This window comes from Bacillus sp. FJAT-27445, from assembly GCF_001510665.1.
In the GTDB taxonomy this organism is placed as follows: domain Bacteria; phylum Bacillota; class Bacilli; order Bacillales; family Cytobacillaceae; genus Bacillus_D.
This window is the reverse complement of the sequence record NZ_LMTI01000001.1, coordinates 600,874-618,771: the sequence shown is the minus strand read 5'-3', so window position 1 is coordinate 618,771 and position 17,898 is coordinate 600,874. Positions and strand designations below refer to the sequence as shown.

The 17,898-nt window shown below is 43.4% G+C and carries 20 protein-coding genes; 2 read left to right on the top strand and 18 right to left on the bottom strand.

Translation table 11 applies throughout. The features are described from left to right. Positions 1-153 precede the first annotated feature (153 nt). The 4 genes from AR337_RS03060 to AR337_RS03045 form a co-directional block, all read right to left on the bottom strand. On the bottom strand, positions 154-753 hold the full coding sequence (locus AR337_RS03060) for a response regulator transcription factor (protein ID WP_059170529.1): 600 nt from the start codon (positions 751-753) through the stop codon (positions 154-156). Then, positions 750-1,886, bottom strand: a complete 1,137-nt coding sequence (locus AR337_RS03055) for a sensor histidine kinase (RefSeq protein ID WP_059170528.1) — start codon at positions 1,884-1,886, stop codon at positions 750-752. Before AR337_RS03055 ends, AR337_RS03060 begins: the two co-directional genes overlap by 4 nt. 121 nt (positions 1,887-2,007) lie before the next feature. Then, a complete protein-coding gene (locus AR337_RS03050; RefSeq protein ID WP_059170527.1) occupies positions 2,008-3,051 on the bottom strand; it encodes a fatty acid desaturase in 1,044 nt (347 codons plus the stop codon). 293 nt (positions 3,052-3,344) lie between these two features. Continuing rightward, positions 3,345-4,103 (bottom strand): NAD-dependent protein deacylase, encoded by a 759-nt coding sequence (locus tag AR337_RS03045; protein WP_059170526.1) that lies wholly within the window; start codon positions 4,101-4,103, stop codon positions 3,345-3,347. A gap of 109 nt (positions 4,104-4,212) precedes the next feature. Between AR337_RS03045 and AR337_RS03040 the strand changes: the two genes are divergently transcribed. Further along, positions 4,213-4,593 (top strand): hypothetical protein, encoded by a 381-nt coding sequence (locus AR337_RS03040; RefSeq protein ID WP_059170525.1) that lies wholly within the window; start codon positions 4,213-4,215, stop codon positions 4,591-4,593. Positions 4,594-4,666: 73 nt separating this feature from the next. On the opposite strand, the gene AR337_RS03035 is transcribed toward AR337_RS03040, so the two are convergent. From AR337_RS03035 to AR337_RS02990, 9 genes are all read right to left on the bottom strand, one after another. Continuing rightward, on the bottom strand, positions 4,667-6,445 hold the full coding sequence (locus tag AR337_RS03035; protein ID WP_367576241.1) for a glycoside hydrolase family 3 protein: 1,779 nt from the start codon (positions 6,443-6,445) through the stop codon (positions 4,667-4,669). 154 nt (positions 6,446-6,599) lie between these two features. Then, positions 6,600-7,187: a tetratricopeptide repeat protein gene (locus AR337_RS03030; protein WP_059170524.1), complete on the bottom strand. Its 588-nt coding sequence runs from the start codon at positions 7,185-7,187 to the stop codon at positions 6,600-6,602. Positions 7,188-7,245: 58 nt separating this feature from the next. Beyond that, positions 7,246-7,767, bottom strand: a complete 522-nt coding sequence (locus tag AR337_RS03025; protein WP_059170523.1) for a YbaK/EbsC family protein — start codon at positions 7,765-7,767, stop codon at positions 7,246-7,248. Between the two features lie 167 nt (positions 7,768-7,934). Further along, on the bottom strand, positions 7,935-8,093 hold the full coding sequence (locus AR337_RS23010) for a hypothetical protein (RefSeq protein WP_156424289.1): 159 nt from the start codon (positions 8,091-8,093) through the stop codon (positions 7,935-7,937). Positions 8,094-8,175: 82 nt separating this feature from the next. Continuing rightward, positions 8,176-8,760: a 1-acyl-sn-glycerol-3-phosphate acyltransferase gene (locus AR337_RS03020; RefSeq protein ID WP_059170522.1), complete on the bottom strand. Its 585-nt coding sequence runs from the start codon at positions 8,758-8,760 to the stop codon at positions 8,176-8,178. A 576-nt stretch (positions 8,761-9,336) separates the two neighbouring features. Continuing rightward, positions 9,337-9,660, bottom strand: a complete 324-nt coding sequence (locus AR337_RS03015) for a hypothetical protein (protein ID WP_059170521.1) — start codon at positions 9,658-9,660, stop codon at positions 9,337-9,339. Between the two features lie 292 nt (positions 9,661-9,952). Beyond that, on the bottom strand, positions 9,953-10,552 hold the full coding sequence (locus AR337_RS03005; RefSeq protein WP_059170519.1) for a histidine phosphatase family protein: 600 nt from the start codon (positions 10,550-10,552) through the stop codon (positions 9,953-9,955). Positions 10,553-10,848: 296 nt separating this feature from the next. Then, a complete protein-coding gene (locus AR337_RS02995) occupies positions 10,849-11,121 on the bottom strand; it encodes a hypothetical protein (protein ID WP_059170517.1) in 273 nt (90 codons plus the stop codon). 16 nt (positions 11,122-11,137) lie between these two features. Next, entirely contained in the window at positions 11,138-11,770 is a 633-nt protein-coding gene (locus tag AR337_RS02990; protein ID WP_059170516.1) for a pyridoxamine 5'-phosphate oxidase family protein, read from the bottom strand. Between the two features lie 180 nt (positions 11,771-11,950). Here AR337_RS02990 and AR337_RS02985 point away from each other — a divergent pair, with 180 nt between their 5' ends. Further along, positions 11,951-12,964 carry a S66 peptidase family protein gene (locus AR337_RS02985; RefSeq protein ID WP_059170515.1) on the top strand — a complete coding sequence of 338 codons (1,014 nt, stop codon included), beginning with the start codon at positions 11,951-11,953 and terminating at the stop codon, positions 12,962-12,964. Between the two features lie 70 nt (positions 12,965-13,034). Here AR337_RS02985 and AR337_RS02980 read toward each other — a convergent pair whose 3' ends face one another. From AR337_RS02980 to AR337_RS02960, 5 genes are all read right to left on the bottom strand, one after another. Continuing rightward, positions 13,035-13,286: a hypothetical protein gene (locus tag AR337_RS02980; protein WP_059170514.1), complete on the bottom strand. Its 252-nt coding sequence runs from the start codon at positions 13,284-13,286 to the stop codon at positions 13,035-13,037. Positions 13,287-13,311: 25 nt separating this feature from the next. Beyond that, the gene (locus AR337_RS02975; protein WP_059170513.1) at positions 13,312-13,719 is read right to left on the bottom strand and encodes a GNAT family N-acetyltransferase; all 408 of its coding nucleotides are present in this window, start codon (positions 13,717-13,719) and stop codon (positions 13,312-13,314) included. Positions 13,720-13,961: 242 nt separating this feature from the next. Further along, positions 13,962-15,833 carry an LTA synthase family protein gene (locus tag AR337_RS02970; protein ID WP_059170512.1) on the bottom strand — a complete coding sequence of 624 codons (1,872 nt, stop codon included), beginning with the start codon at positions 15,831-15,833 and terminating at the stop codon, positions 13,962-13,964. Positions 15,834-16,050: 217 nt separating this feature from the next. Beyond that, positions 16,051-16,761, bottom strand: coding sequence for an ankyrin repeat domain-containing protein (locus AR337_RS02965; RefSeq protein ID WP_253701452.1), 711 nt, complete (start codon positions 16,759-16,761; stop codon positions 16,051-16,053). Positions 16,762-16,891: 130 nt separating this feature from the next. After that, a complete protein-coding gene (locus AR337_RS02960) occupies positions 16,892-17,773 on the bottom strand; it encodes a DMT family transporter (protein WP_059170511.1) in 882 nt (293 codons plus the stop codon). Between the last annotated feature and the right edge of the window lie 125 nt (positions 17,774-17,898).

Sequence of the window (17,898 nt, the reverse complement as noted above, 5' to 3'; positions counted from 1 at the left end):
TCCATATAATAGTTGTAGGAATTTAGTTCAACCTGCAATTTCCCTCTTATACTGAATTGCTGCTTCTTCTGGCCATGCTTGCTTAATCTGTACAAGAGGACCCAAACGTTTACTATAAAGGCAAAAAAGGCGGCCGGATAATCCTGCCGCCTTTCACTTAAACCACCCTTTTTCTTTTGAATGGGTGATGGCTTCAATCCGGTTTTTGACTTGAAGCTTATCGAGGATGGTTGATATATAATTGCGCACTGTTCCGGCGGAAAGTGTCAGTTCGCTTGCGATTTCCTTTGTGTTTTTCCCATCGGCAATCAGCCCGAGCACATCCATTTCCCTTTCCGTCAACGGATTGTCCTCACTGTATAAATCATCCATCAATTCGGGCGCGTATACACGTTTTCCTGCGATTACATTTCGAATTGAGCCGGCCAGTTCTTCACTTGGGCCGTCTTTCAGTAAATACGCAGCTACTCCCGCTTTCAACGCCCGCTTGAAATAGCCGGGGCGGGCAAACGTTGTCAGAATCATGATTTTACAGTCAGAGTCTTTCAATTCCTCCGCAGCTTCAAGGCCGCTTTTACCAGGCATTTCAATATCCATGATACACACATCCGGCTTAAGCGAGCGGACGAGCGCGACCGCCTCCTCACCGTTCGCGGCCATACCGACAACCTCCATGTCTTCCTCCAGGTTCAGCAGGGAGCCGAACGCCCCGAGCAGCATCCGCTGGTCTTCCGCTATTACAATCTGAATCATCTCATACCCTCCGTCTCCAAATGCTTCACAACTGTCGGTACACGAATCAGCAATTCCGTTCCATTAATGCAGAGTACTTCGAGTGTACCATTTACAAAATCAAGACGCTCCCTCATGCCAGAAAGCCCGCTGCCTTTCAAAAAATGGACCTTGTCTATATTCCCGACTCCGTTATCTTTCACAGAAAGGGTAATTTCTTTATTCGTATATGAAAGTGTTATTTCACACCGGGTCGCGCTGCTGTGCCGGACAACATTTGTAACAGCTTCCTTCAAGCACATACTTAAAATATTCTCAACCAAAAGTGGAACGTTTGGCAATGACCACTCCGAACCGCCTGAAAACTCTATTTGCGCGGCATCAAGCATCTGTTTGACTCTGATAATTTCCTCGCTAAGCCTGATTCCCTTCATCTGGGCGACCATTTTCCGGACCTCATTCAAGGCGGTCCTCGCCGTTTGCTGTACATCCCTCATTTCATCCGCTGCTCGATTCGGATCTTGTGAGATAAGCCTCCTTGCCAGATCGCTTTTTAACCCAATAAGGGAAAGTTTCTGCCCTAGTGTGTCATGCAGGTCACGGGCAATCCGCTGGCGCTCCTCCAATTTTATGAGCTCGCCTATCCGTTTATTAGCATCCTCAAGCTTCTCTTCCAGCTGGCCCCGCTCATTCCGGTGGCGAAGGCTGAAGGGCAGGAGAATCAGGCTAAGGACAACAATGACGACTAGCGGCAATTGCTTCAGGAAGAAATCATCGTGGAGAATGATTTTCAAATTTATAGCAATAACCATTCCGACAATATGAATAAAGTAAAGGATGAAAAAAGGAACTTTCCACCTGATATTGCCAATAAAATAAGCGATGAAAAATCCGAAATACACATAACTGAACATACTGGTAAGCGTAATCGAAATGCCAATCAGCAACAAGGTCCATAAATAAACCGTCCACCCTTTAGAAATAAAGGCCAGCCGGTATATTGCGAAAAATGAGAGAGTCAGGATGATTCCGGCCATTATCTTCATTGTCGAGGAAGACAGGTAGATAAAGTAAAACGGGAGGATCCCGAGTATTGTCCATATATAAGGGGAAATTCCTGTACTTCCAAGTAAAGCCCAATATTTTTTAAACATAGTTCAACCTCATTCAAATGAAATCTTCTACCAATATTTTATCATAGAACATGCCTTTCTCCACTTAGGATATACAAAAACGCTCCCCTTCAGTGAGGGGAGCGGATAAGGAGGATTTCACTTAATCGCCTATTTCATTAGGCTTCATTTTAATGCCAGATGGTTTTTTTGAAAATGCTTTTGCTGCCGAGTATCCGACGAATCGCTTCTTCTCTTCATCCCATAGGCGGTATTTTAATGATTCAAGGCTCGTTGACAATGTGACAGTCGGTACATGCTGAAGCGGCTGTGTATTGTTATGGACTTCTTCAAGCTTGTAATTCGGAATCCTTGGTGCAAGATGATGGACGTGGTGATAGCCGATGTTTCCCGTTACCCATTGAAGGATTTTAGGCAGCTTGTAAAATGAACTTCCCTCAACAGCAGCCGATACATATTCCCATTCCTCGTTATGCTCAAAATAAGAATCTTCAAACGTGTGCTGGATGTAAAATAACCAAATGCCCAGGCACCCCGCTATGAACATGATAGGCAGCTGTACCATCAAGAATGCCTTCCAGCCTATCGCCAATACTAAGAGCGCGACAATTGCGGCAATGATTGCATTAGTCAACCATGTGTTCATTTTTTCTGGCATACGTGCATCACGGCGGTTGAACCTGTTTTTAATAATTACAAGCCAAATCGGCCCAATCCCGAACATGACAAGCGGATTACGGTATAGCCTGTACCCCAGTTTTAGCATTGGGGAAGCTGCGGCATATTCTTCAACCGTCATCACCCAAATGTCGCCTGTTCCCCGCTTATCAAGATTTCCGCTCGAAGCGTGGTGGATGTTGTGGTCACGGCCCCATTGACTGTAAGGGAAAAGTGTTAGAACACCAGTAATGGTGCCGACAACTTTATTCGCTTTTCTGTTCTTGAAAAATGAATGGTGGCAGCAGTCATGGAAAATGATGAATGTTCGGATCATGAACCCTGAAGCCAGGACACCCAAAACGAGTGTTAGCAAATAACTGACTGATAAAGCTTTGTAAGCAAGGAACCATAGCCCCAAAAACGGGATAATTGTATTTATTATTTGTTGGATACTTTTCCTAGTATCCGATTTCTCATAAGGAGCGACCTGTTTTTTTAATGCTTTTTGCTGGTTTTGTACAGTCATTTTGTAAAAGCCCCTTCCGTTTACAATCTTATTACCATGAGTATATAGGAAAGAGAGAAAGCTGTGCAGTAGCAGCTGTCATGTGACATACATGACAAATGTCATATTTGAGAGTTATTTTTATGATTTGGTACTAAGATTTGGTGCTAACCAAGCTTGGGATGTGGCGGAAATGTGACAGTTTTCGATATCCGGGTTGAAATTTTCGATATAACAAAAATATTTTCGATATATGGGTAAAAACTTTCGATATGTAGCAAAAAGTGGGCGATATATTTTTCCTGCGTAAAAATTCACAGCAATTTATCAATTTCGGACAGCGTTTTCCCTATGGAATCTTTGATAACAACCGTGTTATGGGCATGTTCATATTGCGTTTCATCCCTATTTATGATGATAAGCGGCACTTTTGGTCCCCTATGCTGCGGAAAGGACGAAAACGGGACCACTTTCAGACTGGTTCCGAGTACCAATATGCAGTCAGCCCCGCCAACTAGACCGAGAATCGTGGAAAAGCCCTCCGGCGTAAACCATTCACCGGCATCGCCAAACAGAACAACGTCCGGCTTTATGTAACGGTCGCGCACTTTCCTCGTTTCACACCTGTCGCACACATAAAAATCGTCCATTTCTTGAAAGCGCCGCAGCATTTCATCCAAACTGTACTTTGCTCCGCAGTTTAGGCAGCTGGCAGTTGCCATTGTACCGTGAAATTCTATGACCTCCCTGCTGCCCGCTTTTTGGTGGAGGCCATCAATATTTTGCGTTATAACTTGGCTGACCTTCCCATCCCTCTCCCATTTTGCCAAAATTGCGTGTCCCATATTCGGCTTTGCTTCGGGGTGATATAAATTTTCCAATGCAAATTGGTAAAATTCCTTCGGATGGTCAAAAAAATAGCCAATCGAAAGGATGTATTCAGGCGCCATCTGGTAAAGTCCCGTTCGTGAGCGGAAATCCTTAATCCCCGACTCCGTGCTAATTCCCGCTCCAGTTAGGACAACAATGTTCTTAGATTTCCCGACAATTTCCGCAGCTTTTGAAAAACTCATAACACTTACCCCCGATTTTTAGTTTCTATCATAAATATTACGCATTTCCCGAAGGGTTAAACAAACTTAACGTAGAATTAATCGTTATACAACTTTAGGAGGCGTAAATTTGGACCAAATACTTCGAGAAATAAAGGGTGCTCTAAAGACAAATGAATTGTTCGGTATTACGATTGGTGGAGATTTTAACGAGTTTATTTCAAGATCTGAATTCTCTGCCCCTTTGAAGATAGAAAAAAACAATTACGATTTTGGAAGCTTTGTAGTTGAAAGATATGGGGATATAATTCTCGTCATCCGGATGCGCCCTAATAAAGAAGTTGCCCTTCCTGACGTCCTTGCGATTTTCGGCGAGGGAGAAACGAACACGACAAGTGAATTTGAATTTCGTTCTTATTTTAGCGAAAAAGTATATGTTCTCTTTACCTTTGATCCGGAGACCGGCATCCTGCAGCGCATCGATGTCGCTTCGACCATTTTTATGGATTGATTGCCAGTAAACATCGCAAAAAAGCAGGCGCATTTTACACGCCTGCTTTTTATATATCCCCTTTTTTATCCCTTTAATAGCTTAAGCCCGTTCCAAATCCATAAAGGCCTGGAATGCTGACCGGAAGTTTTCCGGATGGAATCACTTCCCCAGCAAGTACCCTTGCAAGCCCGTGGATTGAGACATCGCGGTCCCCGTACGTTGTCAGATAGGCATGAACAGTTGGAAATGCCATTAAATCGTACGGATTGCGGATTGCCGCGACAATTACCTGCTTGCCTGAATCCTGCAGCGCTTTAACTAGCTGTTGCTGTGCCGAGTTAGTGGCGCCGTTATAGGTGGTGACTATTACTTTGTCAGCCTGTTTTGCCAAGTTTACAGCAGTCGAAATCTGTGCAGCCGTTGGAGAGGCAGATGCGGCATATCCGTTAACAGTATACCCCTTCGCTTTCAGCTGGTCTGCCAATAAAGCTGGCTTTCCGGTTGATGGACCGGCAATCAAGACAGATTCCGTTTTCTTTAGAGGAAGCAGCCCGCCTTCATTTTTTACAAGCGTAATGCTCTTATTGGCAATCTCTTCAGCAGCAGCCAGGTGTTCGGGTGCCCCTACATCCTTAACCGAAGCAGGATCCGTATACGGATTTTCAAAAATCCCGCGTTTCATTTTGTATTCCAGGATTCGAAAAACCGATTCATCCAGGCGTTTTTTGCTGATTTCCCCATTGTTCACAGCATTAAGGACTGCGTTGTATGCAACTTCAACATTTGGCGGGTTCAGCAAAATATCGGAGCCTGCCTTAAATGCTTCTACAGCGATCCGGTCGGCTGGAACAACATTTGCACCCGACATATCGAGGCTGTCCGTGATGATCAGCCCATCAAATCCAAGTTCCTTACGAAGCAAATCGGTCAGGATCGGTTTAGACAGTGTTGCCGGGAGACCCGAATCATCAAGGGCGGGAACGACAATATGCGCCGTCATAATGGAATCGACACCGGCTGCAATCGCAGCTTTAAAAGGCGCCAAATCAACTTTGTGAAGAGTTTCTAAATCATGATTAATGATTGGCAAACCATAATGCGAATCCACTGCCGTATCCCCATGGCCAGGGAAGTGCTTTGCCGTAGCGATTACATTTCGGTTTTGGAAAGCGTTCACCTGCGCGACGGTCATATCGGACACTAGCTTCGGGTCTTCCCCAAAAGACCTGACTCCGATAACTGGGTTTGCGGGATTCATATTTACGTCGGCTACAGGCGCAAAGTCCATGTTTACGCCGATTGCCTTCAGTTCCTTTGCTAAAATATCAGCAGTTTTCGCAGCATAGTCTGTTGAGCGAGTCGCTCCTAGTGCCATATTTCCAGGAAAGACCGTTCCCGGCGAAGTCAGCCGCTGGACGATTCCGCCCTCCTGGTCAGTTGAAATATACAGCGGGATTGGCATGCGCTGTGACATCGCAATTTCCTGCAGTTCGTTGGACAGCGTATTTACTTGTACGGGATCAGCGGGAGTGGTGATGTTTTGGCTCCAGTTAAAATAAATGACTCCGCCAATTTTATATTTCTCGATTACTTCTTTAAAGTTTTTGCCTCCACGGTTGCTATTTAGATTTGTTGTTTCATAAGCCGGGTCTTCCGCTTTCTTTCCATACACGTGGACGATGAAAAGCTGGCCGACTTTTTCTTCAAGTGTCATATGCTGAAGTTTGCTCTGAATCCAGCCTTTCTTTACCTCCCCAGCTTTCCAGCCAGGTTTTGTCGCATCCTGCAAGTTTGCCTGTGCGTAAAACGGCAGACTTAGGCAGGCAAGGGACAATACCATTGCCATAATTAAAAATCGGTTAATTTTCAATAAAATCTTCCTCCTCCTTAGTGGCTAAATGGGAACATTGGGCAGTCGCGGCTTAATGTATTTTTATATGTAAAGGCTTACAACTGCCGCCATTTTAACCGTAACAAGGAATAAGTGCCGTGTCCATGCCGCAATCGACCTATAAGTTTGCAGTTTATTCTGAAAACTGTTTCTTTTTTCCTATGTGTAAAGAATCATTTTTCTTATTTGAGCAAACCTCAAGAGCATGACGAGTGGAAACAATCAATTCCTCATTCCCTTTTTCCATCCTGATAACCAATGCTTTTTCAAAAAAAACCGCTGCCAGCTCGTAATTTTGCTGCTCGAATAGGTTCTTCCCCTGATGCTGATACAAAAAGTCCAGGTAGTCATTCGTATCTTGTGAACATTCCGCATCCTTAAGGAGCTTTCCGAACATCCCATTAGACTTTTGGAAATCCCCTTCCCATTGGTACGTATGCGCCAGCCTGAGTTCATTTACGAACCAGCCCTTTTTATTGTTCAACTTCTCATTTATTTCAATTGCATGCAGCAAATATTTTTTGCTTTCTTCAAAATTTTTCAAGATTCTGCAGTAAACGCCAATCAGCCCGTTTAGGGCCGCCTGCTCCTTCGTTTCGGAATCCTTCGTGTGCAGCTGGTCCTTCAAGAATGAGACCCCCGATTTCATATCAGGTATTGAAACAGGGACTTCCCTTAAACTTTCATCAAAAGAAAATTCCATATTAAATGGAATGTCCATGCTTAATCACTCCAATTAAGAAAACAGGCAGCCATCCATTCAGCTGCCTGTTTCGTTTTTAACGCCCCTCAATCGTTTGGGCTGCAAATTCACTTTTTTCCTGTGGCTCCCCCCAGCCCTTGCAGACATCGGTCCAGCCTTTTGCAGAGGAATATGTATACAATTCTTCGAGAGTTACTTCGATAGCGGAGTTGGCACTCCCACAAGCTGGGAAAACGGTTGTAAACCGCTGCAGCGACTCGTCCAGGTAGACGGCTAGTTCGTTTTTCAAGCCAAACGGGCAGACTCCGCCAACCGCGTGACCCGTTTGCTCTAGTACCTCATCAGGGTCGAGCATCCTCGCTTTGAATCCAAACGTTTGCCTGAACTTTTTATTATCGATCTTTGCATCCCCGGCGGCGACGATTAAAATGGCTTCATCACCTTCGCCCCTGAAGGACAGTGTCTTTGCAATCCTCGCGGGAATGACGCCAACCGCTTCGGCCGCAAGCTGGACCGTTGCACTCGACGTTTCGAACTGCATAATATCTTGTTCCCTGTTCCAGTTTTTCAGATGCTCTTTCACGCTTTCAATTGACATAGATGCGTAACCTCCTTTGTTTAAGCCATTCTACCCGATTTCATCGTTTTATGTACATTATTATGTATGAAGGAGACCTGTTTGAAATGTAAAACTGCCTTTAATTGGGGTAATAGGGTAAATGCCATAAAATAAAAAAGGCCGATATCCGGCCCTACGTTCATCCCTTATTTTGAACCTTTTCCTTTTGTTAAAGCTTGGTTTAGGCGTTCTTCATTGGCTAACCCGTGGTCGCTGAAGGCATTGTCACTGGTAAACTCGTTGCCGACCGGGCCGCCGCTCATTTTGTCGGTAGAACGATTCTTTTCGGTATTCTTCCTGGCCATTTGGAACCCTCCTTTTAAAACTGCCTTTTTATTTTTTTCCAAAAAAGAGTGTGCTATTCCAAAACAGCCGTTACATTACTGGTTATGCCGAAATTTTCTTCTGAAGGGTACTCAGTTTTTCCTCGAGAAGCTGGGTATAATGTTCCCTTTCCACTCTCGCGGTTGACGGGATATCGATCGGTTCGCCAAATATTAGGGTTGAACGCTGGAACGTGAATAATTCCTTCATGGTATTTGGGCCATTGAATGCAGCAGGTATGATTGGTACTTTAGAACGCATTGCAATCGTGATTGCCCCCTGCTTCAGCTCTGCTTGTTCTTTAATGCGTGTCCCGCTAGGAAAAATGCCGACAATTTCTCCCTTTGATAAAAGCCGGTGTGGAATTTTAAGCACACTTGGCCCCGGCGCATCCCTGTCAACAGGGAAACCGTTCAATTTCTTCAAAAACCACCCGGCGAACCGGCTGCGGAATAATTGTTTTTTTGCCATATAATGAATTTGCCTCGGGAGTACCGCGGTTCCGAGGACGAGCACATCAACCCAGCCTGTATGAGTACAGGCAAGGACAAAGGCGCCTTCCTTGGGGAAGACCTCCCGATTATAAATCTTTGGCCTTGTAAAAAAAGCCAACAGCACTTTGGCCAAATAACCTGCAAACTGGTACATGATGCAACCCCCACCCGAATAGGTTTCTCTTTTTTGATGAAATCACGAATGATAACTAAAAACGGTCTTCCTCTAATCTCCATTTAATCACAAAGGAGGCTGTTTGCAAGAAAGATTTTCCTGGACGGCAGGTAGGTTTGGGGGTTTCCAAGATATTTTTGTTCGCCCATCTTGATTTGAGTGACAACCTTTCCGAATTTTGTACAGACAATGTCACTCAACGGGGTTTGAGTGACATCCTTTTCTGCTTTTGTACAAATCTTTGTCATTCATCGTAAATTATTTGTTCGGCGACTACTAAAAAAACCATCCTATTTAATTGACTGGATGGTCTTGCTTGGATTATTTATTATTGTTATTAAAGTCGAGTGCTTTTTCAATTTATTCGTCTCTGCATTCTTTTACAGCTTGAATGGTTCGTGTTACCGGGATGGTCGGTTGAATACCGATAAGATGGTGCTGGCTGCCGTCTTGGTTGAGAACTTTTGCGCCAGTAAAGTTTTTTGTTGTGTTTAGTTCAAGTAAATTTACCGTGCTTATGCTCCATTATTGTCGCCAGTGGCCTGACCAACAATTTCACTGAGTTTGTATACTTTTGCAATAGCCAGGGTTGTTTCCGGCATACTCATTACACCCGGATATGTTAAAAAACATTTTCCCGGTAAATTTAGGACTGGCCAGCTCGATTGGCCACTGGACATTCTCAAAGTCCACCTTTTCCTGATCCAGGTAAAAGATTTTCGGAACCAGGATGATTGGCGATTTAACAGTACTGTCAATTAAATAGCTTTTCAAAGAAACATTCATTTGAAAATCTGCTGGATAGCCGCGGTAATCTACAATGACTCCCTTGGCCGTTGCAAGCGTCGCAATATATTCATTAAATAGTTCTGAGTTCACCCTGTTCAAATCAACATAGTAGATGCCTTCCTCAATTTCATGAATTGGTTCCTTCGATTCCCTTTGAATTCATCCATAAAAAAATCCATCGTATTTCAACGTAATCGGAGCTAATTCTTTGCCATCCCTGCTTAAAGTCAATGTAATTTCCTTTTCGAATGAGTCAGTGATGCAAATTTTAGCAATGGCCATGTATCTTTTCATTTGCGGAGAACCGGGTTTTTTTGCCTCGGCCTCCTTAAGGTAAGTTTTCGTGTCAACTCCATTTACAGCGACGACCCGATCACCAATTTTAAACAAGATGGACTTGGCTATTCAATATTCGTATCATTTTCCTGCCATTCTTAATTTCGAGCACGTGAAATCCCGTGTCCCCCGTTGGAAAAATCGTCTCATTGATGGCTGAGAGCCCAAGAAACGCATTGATGAGCTTCGAAATCATCCCGCCATGAGAAACGATGGCAATCCGACCATCAGAAGGTTGTTCATAAAGGATTTTCTGTAAAACCGACTCCGCCCTGAACCGGAATTCAAGTTCCGATTCACCGCCTTCAATCGGGATATGAGGCGGGCGCCCTCCTGGAGGAAGTGGATATTTCGTTGCGGCAATCTCCCTCGGTAGCCCCGCGAGCACCCCGTTGTTAAACTCCATCAGGTCAGGTTCCGCGAATAAATCGCATCCAGACGCTTGCTGTAAAAATTGGGCCGTTTCCCATGCGCGTTTCAGTGTGCTGGCCAGTATGATATCCGGCTTCCATTTTGCAGCTATATAAGCCGCCATTTTCCCGGCCTGCTCCCGGCCATGTTCAGTCAATGGAAAATCGGCCCTCCCCTCATGGACTCCCAACAGATCAGCTTCTGATTCACCGTGGCGTATGATAATCAACTCCAAAACAATTTCCCCCTAGAAAACTTCTATTTTTATTTTTCGCCCATCCCAAAACCGAGCAATAACAAAAAGACGGTAGTACATATTGCAATAATGTGCAGGATGATGAGCAGGGTTTTTCCAACCCGGTTTGGGCTTTTCCTCACTTTTAAAATTCCAAAAAGTGGGAATAACAACAATAAAGCGATGTTTAATCGGCCAATATTGCCAGAAGCCATTCCACTCCACATCCAATAGAAAAATACAACAAAAAGACCGACATACCACATAGAATTCCAAAGATATCTGTCCATGATTCCTTAATAATTGTCTCTGAATGCTACTTTTCTTATGGACTGGAAGACCATTAAAAAGGCAGTACAGAACAGGCTTATCCCCAATAGAATAAAACCAATTGAATAATAGATGATTTGTCCGACAGGAATACTATCACTTACTCCAAATCCTAAAAATGAAAGCCCGATTCCGTTACCGTCCACCATATGAATCGCGCCAAGCAGACTCATTCCTTTTTCGAAAAATAGCACGCCTAAGACGCCGAAAAAGATGACCCAGATAATCCTGCGTCCCATTATTTCACCCCCATGCTTAATAAAGCCTTGTTGCATAGCCTTCCTGGAGGGCCTTTTCTACATCCTCCGCTGTCATATCCGGGATTTTGCAATGATCTGCGAGCATTTTCGGCATGGAAGGCTGTGAATCTTCGGAAAGCCAGGTGTCAGGCTTCCAAAGCCCTGACCGGAGGAATGCCTTCGCACAGTGAGCAAAACACTCTTCGACCTTTACCCCTATTCCGAATAACGGCGTTTTCCCATTCGCCGCTGTCCTTTCCAACAGCTCCTGATCGCGGCACACATACGCTTTCCCGTTAATCCTCAGCGTTTCGCCGAGCCCCGGTATCATAAACAAAAGCCCGACGTTTGGATTGTGAAGGATGTTTTGCACAGAATCCATCCTCTTATTGCCTGGCCGCTCGGGAATGAACAAATGATGATCGTCTAAAACAAGTACGAATCCCGGCGCATCCCCGCGGGGCGAAACATCGCATCTGCCCTCTAGGCCAGAGGTAGCCATGGTGAGGAATGACGATTTCGAAATGAATTCCCTGCAATGCTCATCCAGATGGTTAATCACCTTGTTAAACGCGCGAACGCTTGGTTTACCCGCTTGCGCGCGCAATTCCAGAAATTGTTCCTCGCTCGTAAGAATATCTTTAAACATGATGCAAACCTCTTTTCTCTTATTGTAAAAAAATGACTATCTATCCAAATGTAGGTTCCATAATATCAGAATAAACGAAAAATAGACTTTATGAAATAGAAAGACTGTTTTTTAAATAGAGGAAATAAGCCTTTGGAATAGAAGTATAGAGATAAGATAGAGCGAATGGGGTTATTGCAGATGATTACGTATCCATTTTTACAAAAAGGCACGACAATCGGGGTCACGGCGCCATCATCAGGCGTCCCGGAGGAATTGCATGGTATCGTGAAGCAGGCGGTAAAGAGACTTGAGGCGAAAGGTTACAAGCTGGCGGTCGGCGAAACGGTATGGACGGACGACAAAACCCGGTCCGCCCCGGCAATCAAGCGTGCCGACGAATTTACCGAGCTGATGCAGAATGATGAAATCGGTGCCATCATCCCGCCATGGGGCGGCGAACTGCTGATTGAAATGCTCGAGCACCTCGACTTTCAATTGTTGAAAAATAAATGGGTGCTTGGTTACTCGGACACGAGCGCTTTGCTCCTCGCGATTACCTTGAGAACCGGCATCGCGACGGCCCATGGCACCAACCTTGTCGACCTGCGCGGGGAATACTCCGATCCTGTCACCGCCATGTGGGAAACCGTCCTTTCGACCAAACCGAGCGAATCCGTCCTGCAAGCATCTTCGGAAAAGTACCAACCGGAATGGCAGCATGAAAATCCGACTCCTTTCCTCTTCCACCTGACTGAACCTACTGTTTGGAAGTCCGTTTCATCTGGCAAATCAGAAATGAACGGCAGGCTGCTCGGGGGCTGCATCGATATCATCAGGCATCTCGTCGGTACGCCTTATGGGGATGTCCGCCGCTTCCGTGAAAGCCATATACCTGGTGAGTCGATTATCTGGTATTTTGAAAATTGCAATATGAAAACGACCGATTTACGGAGAACACTTGTGCAAATGAAGCTCGCCAGCTGGTTTGAAGGCTGTTCGGGCATTCTGTTCGGGCGCAGCCCTGCGAACGAACCGGTAGATAATTATACAATAGAAGATGTGTATCACGATTTGCATGACGAACTTGGCGTGCCGATCCTATACGATATTGACTGCGGCCATATGCCTCCGCAGCTTACACTGATTAACGGCGCGTTTGCGGAGGTCGAATTCGAAGGCGTCAAAGGCACGGTTAAGCAAACGTTTAAATGAACCTTTCATACAACACGAAAAAACATGATGATTCCGGTCATCATGTTTTTCGTCCATCCATGAATTTCTATTATAATAGATAAGAAATGCCCCCTAACAATAGTAAAAGTGTACCTGAAACAAAAGCTTTTTTACTATTGTATTCCCCCCCAATCAGGAAATCAGCCAACAATAATTTTAAAATCTTGCATTCATTTCTTTTAATATATATTGCTATTAATAAATACCAAGTTCCCGGAATAAACAATACAAAATCATAGCCCAAGACAATGGCAATTAATATGCAAGCCCAAAATAAATAAAAAAGTATTCTTCTAATCATTTATAAAAGTACTCCACCTTAAGGTTTACCTAATAATATCCTTCTTCATCCCTATCGTAAATCTGTGAAAACCAAGCTTTTCATAATACGGTTCCAGACTTTCCACACACATGAGCTGCGGAATAACCCGATTCAGCTCGCAATGATGCGCAAGCTTGTTTACGATTTCGGTCCCGATCCCTTTGGATTGGAACTCCGGATGAACGCAAACCCCGCAAATGACGCCGCTTATAATCCCATCCGAAATCACCCGACCCATGCCAATCAGCCTTTCACTATCGAACGCATAAACAGCAAACCAGCTTTGTCGGCACATCTTCTCCATCTCTTCGGCTGTCAGATTCAATGAATTCCAATCCAGCGATTCGTAAAGCTCAACCAATTGCCCGAAATCCACTGGAGCTTCGCTTGTATAAAGGATTTTATTTTCCATAAAGGCTCCTTTTCTTTTTTTATGAAAATTGTAACTTTAAACTCATGCAGGAAACAGACGGTCTTGTAACTGTATTTACTACGAACAGGGCAAGAGTAACAGGAAAAATTTGTGCATTCGCCCACTCTACCATCTTAGTCATAGATGAAAAACAAAATCAAAACTTATTTACAAATTTCTTCTAAAAAGTAATAACACAATGAAAAAAAGCAGCCAATTTAAAGGCTGCTTTCTATTAAGCTTTATCTATTTGGTAAATTTTTAAGGTAAAGGTCGGAGTATTCGAGTAGTCTTAGTGTTTTATTAAAATCTTCCTCGATTTTACTTTTTTCAATTCCGTCTGACGTTCCGTTTAAGGAAAGTATTTTAGAATCAGAGGATGAATATATTACTTGGTCATTGATATATGAACCGGTTTCCATATAAAATCTCTGAGGCAGCAGATTCGGTTGTACATTAAGCAGATCCTGGCCAAAATGAACCGAATTAAGATTGACGCCTAATAAATTTGTTATAGTTGGCAAAATATCAACTTGGCCTCCTAAGTTGTCCCTCTTTTCACCTTTTACTCCTGGAACTCTAATGAGTAAAGGTGTGTTCATCATTGTTTGTTTCGTATACGTATCTCCAATGAAGTCCTCTAACATCGTTCTATCTTTTTTCTGAACGGTATCGGAATGAATCGCGAAGTGGTCTCCATAAATAACGAGGAGCGTATTATCCCATAAGTTATTTTTCTTTAATTCTTCGACTAGTATGCCAAGAGCGGAATCAGCATAATGGATGGATTGCAAATAATTTCCTAATAAGGTCCCTTTATAACTATTCGGTAAGTTCAGTGTCTGTAAATCTCTTGGGATTTTAAAAGGATGATGACTAGACATTCCGATGTAATGCGCATAAAACCTGGTATGGTTTTCGCTTAGCTTGACTAACTCATTGATTGAGTCCCGATAAAGCAGTTCATCTATTTCGCCAAATAGCAGAGTGCGATCTTCGCCAAAAAACTCTTTGTCGTATACTCTGTCAAAACCTAAAGCCTTATAAAATTCGCCTCTGTTATAAAATTCTTTATCATTAGTGTGCAAAGTTGCTGTTTCATATCCGATGCCATGTAACAGTCTTGGCAAACTAGGTATCTCTTTTTCTGCATATCGCTTGGAAGTGACGAATTGTCCGGACGGGTAAAGTGACGTATTAGCTAGAAACTCCGCATCCACCGTATTCCCCTGTGAAATCTGTTGATAAAAATTAGTAAAATAATAACTTTCACCAGACAGTTGATTCAGTACTGGAGTTATTTCATGTCCATTGATTTCTCTGCCTATAGGGAAATTTTGAAAAGCCTCCAACTGGACCATGATGACATTCATGTCCTTAGCTGCCCCAAACAATTCAGGGTTTGGAATTTCTTTTATTCCCTTGGTTTCACTTATTAATTTATTGGTGATTTGATTAGCATCAGTAATTACCGGCTCAGCAAATAGCTGGCTATAGGTACTAGCTAATTGGTAATTAATAATACCCATGCCTTGAATTTTTTTGTCTCTTTCTTTCGCTATTTCCGAAGCATGAGTGATTGGTACGGCGATTGAAAAAATACAGAATAGGAGAAAACTGAAAAACAGCTTTTTGGGTTTAATCGTACTAAAAATATCTGTTTTTAAGTCGATTCTTTTATGCAATAGTACAAGTATTACTGTATCAAGCATAAATAAAAAATACACGGGATTTAGTAACGCACCGATACTTTCGCCTAACTTGCCTGCTTCGGAAAATTGAAGCAGAACCTGATAGTTGGGAATGGTCCCATAATAGTTGTGATATACAATAACGAATATAAAGAAGAAAGAAGAAAGAAGATTAAAAATTAAGTATCCCCATAATTTCTTCCTCTTAAATAGTAACTCCACGAAAAGGAAAATGCTTATCACTGTAACAATTTCAAGCCCGAAAAAATAACGAATGCTAAATTCCGAAAAAATCAGGGAATTAAAAGCAACCCTTTTAATTATGAAAAGAATTAAAAATAAGAAAAAGTATGTTTTGAAAATTGTATATTCACTTTCAGTGTCCGTGTGGGCATGGTTATCAGAATGTGTTGAACTGGACATTAGTAGAATGACTCCTTTGGTTATTAAATTGTAATCATCACATCAAGTTATATTTGTATACTAAATTGATTTTCCTATAGAAACTAATTTACTAATATTTAGAAAGATTTTCAAACGAAAAAATATCCAAATTAATATAGCAGAAAAACGAAGATGGTGCATTATGTATATAAAATAATAGAGGAAAAAACTTGCTATATAAACAAAAGGGCAGGCACTATTTAGCGCCTGCCTCGATTAGCGTTTTTTCAATCTCTCTAAACCCTTTGTTCCGAGCGTGCTCGAGCGGCGTTACGCCATCGCCATCCGGAATGTTTACATCGGCACCGTGGTCGATTAGCAGTCGGATAATTACCTGCTGCCGTTTGCCGCCTTTGTTCAAAATGATCGCTTCAATGAGCGCTGTCCAACCGAGATTGTTGACATGGTTCACATTAATATCCGTTTCGGTTAGAAGCAATTCCACAACATCGACGTGTCCGCGTTCCGCTGCTGGAATTACCGCAACCCCGCCATAGCGGTTCGTAATGTGCGGGTCCGCGCCTGCATTTATGGCCAGCTTCAAGATATCGATATATCCTTCCGCGCCGGCATACAAAAACACATTGTTTTTCATATTGTCGCGGATGTCCACATCGGCTCGAGCGTCAATTAATATTTTCGCCGCCGCCACATCATTGTTGTATGTAGCAATCATGACTGGCGTCTTGCCGTTTGAATCCTGGGCATTGATATTCGCGCCTTTCTCAATCAGGCGGCTGATTTCATCCACATTTCCATGTTCCGCTGCAGCAAACAGCTGCTCATTCAACCCTTTTCCCACTTTTGCACTCTCCTTTTCATCGTGAACCGGACGGCTTTCTTTATCAAAACCGCAGCCAGAAAGCAGCAAAAACCCCGACAACAAGGCTCCCAACCATTTCCTCAAAGCGTCAGCTCCTTTTCTAAGGAAATTGATTAAAGACATTATACCTTTTGGTAAAAAAAGTTTCAGTTAAATAGTTTTGCAACTTAAAGAACTATTTTAAGATAAGCAGTTTACAATATTTATGGTGTCCTTATTTTTTCAAAGAAAGCCTTATGACAAAAACAAGCATGAGGAACGCACCTAAAAGCTGGATTCCTTCGAGCATGACGCCGAGCCAGATGACCGAGACGAGCATCGCGGTCAGCGGTTCGATGCTGGACAGCACGCTGTTCTCAACAGGAGTAATATATTTCAGGCTGCCGAGGAACAGGACGAATGCGGCTGTGCCAAAGATAATCAGAACCGTCATCAGCGCCAATATTTTAGGGTCGGCAAGCTCGCCCCACTCATTTGAATTCCAAACCTGGCTGGCAAAACTTAGGGCAACTCCAGCGACCAACATCCCCCAGCCGACAACAATCAATACTCCCCACTCATTCATCAGTCGGATTGGATGGAGTGTATAGAAAGTAAATGTTAACCCGAGAAGTACTCCCCAAATCAGCGCTTCTTTGCTAACCAAGAGATTGTTGAACGAGCCATTCGTCAAAAGCAGAAAAAGCCCGGCCAGTGTCCCGAGGATGCCGATCACCTGATAGCCAGGCGGAAACTTCCGTGCTTTTACCGATACGAAAATAATAATGAAAATCGGCGCGGAAAACTGCATCAAAGTTGCCATGACCGCGTTACTGGCATGAATGGCGGAAACGAAGGTGTACTGGAGCCCGAGCATTCCGAAAATGCTATATATGATGAGATGCTTTGCCCAGTAGCGGTTTTTCCACACTTCAAGCACCGGCTTTTTTGAGATTACCAATGTTCCCACTAACAAAACACCGGCAACGAGCATACGGATTGTCAGCATAAATGGTACCGTAATTTTTGTTTCTGATAAAATCCATTCCATAATTGGCCCGGTGGTCCCCCACAGCATCGCGCCAATTACAATCATCGCAAGCCCCTTCGCGCGCATAACCAACACTCCCCTAAATCTTAGCTGTATCGCTCTCTCCCATTACACGCAAGAAACTTGCAGTCGAAGATGTATAAAATTATTCTAAAATATTTATATCAATATGTATAGGATTACCGTATAGT

Bases quoted from the DNA above. Each gene is read 5' to 3' on its own strand.
- AR337_RS02985 (WP_059170515.1), top strand. From the start codon at position 11,951: ATGATTACGTATCCATTTTTACAAAAAGGCACGACAATCGGGGTCACG.
- AR337_RS03020 (WP_059170522.1), bottom strand. From the start codon at position 8,760: ATGTACCAGTTTGCAGGTTATTTGGCCAAAGTGCTGTTGGCTTTTTTT.
- AR337_RS02970 (WP_059170512.1), bottom strand. From the start codon at position 15,833: ATGTCCAGTTCAACACATTCTGATAACCATGCCCACACGGACACTGAA.
- AR337_RS03050 (WP_059170527.1), bottom strand. From the start codon at position 3,051: ATGACTGTACAAAACCAGCAAAAAGCATTAAAAAAACAGGTCGCTCCT.
- AR337_RS02960 (WP_059170511.1), bottom strand. From the start codon at position 17,773: ATGCGCGCGAAGGGGCTTGCGATGATTGTAATTGGCGCGATGCTGTGG.
- AR337_RS03030 (WP_059170524.1), bottom strand. From the start codon at position 7,187: ATGGACATTCCATTTAATATGGAATTTTCTTTTGATGAAAGTTTAAGG.
- AR337_RS03060 (WP_059170529.1), bottom strand. From the start codon at position 753: ATGATTCAGATTGTAATAGCGGAAGACCAGCGGATGCTGCTCGGGGCG.
- AR337_RS02980 (WP_059170514.1), bottom strand. From the start codon at position 13,286: ATGATTAGAAGAATACTTTTTTATTTATTTTGGGCTTGCATATTAATT.
- AR337_RS02990 (WP_059170516.1), bottom strand. From the start codon at position 11,770: ATGTTTAAAGATATTCTTACGAGCGAGGAACAATTTCTGGAATTGCGC.
- AR337_RS23010 (WP_156424289.1), bottom strand. From the start codon at position 8,093: ATGGCCAGGAAGAATACCGAAAAGAATCGTTCTACCGACAAAATGAGC.
- AR337_RS03045 (WP_059170526.1), bottom strand. From the start codon at position 4,103: ATGAGTTTTTCAAAAGCTGCGGAAATTGTCGGGAAATCTAAGAACATT.
- AR337_RS02995 (WP_059170517.1), bottom strand. From the start codon at position 11,121: ATGGGACGCAGGATTATCTGGGTCATCTTTTTCGGCGTCTTAGGCGTG.
- AR337_RS03025 (WP_059170523.1), bottom strand. From the start codon at position 7,767: ATGTCAATTGAAAGCGTGAAAGAGCATCTGAAAAACTGGAACAGGGAA.
- AR337_RS03055 (WP_059170528.1), bottom strand. From the start codon at position 1,886: ATGTTTAAAAAATATTGGGCTTTACTTGGAAGTACAGGAATTTCCCCT.
- AR337_RS02975 (WP_059170513.1), bottom strand. From the start codon at position 13,719: ATGGAAAATAAAATCCTTTATACAAGCGAAGCTCCAGTGGATTTCGGG.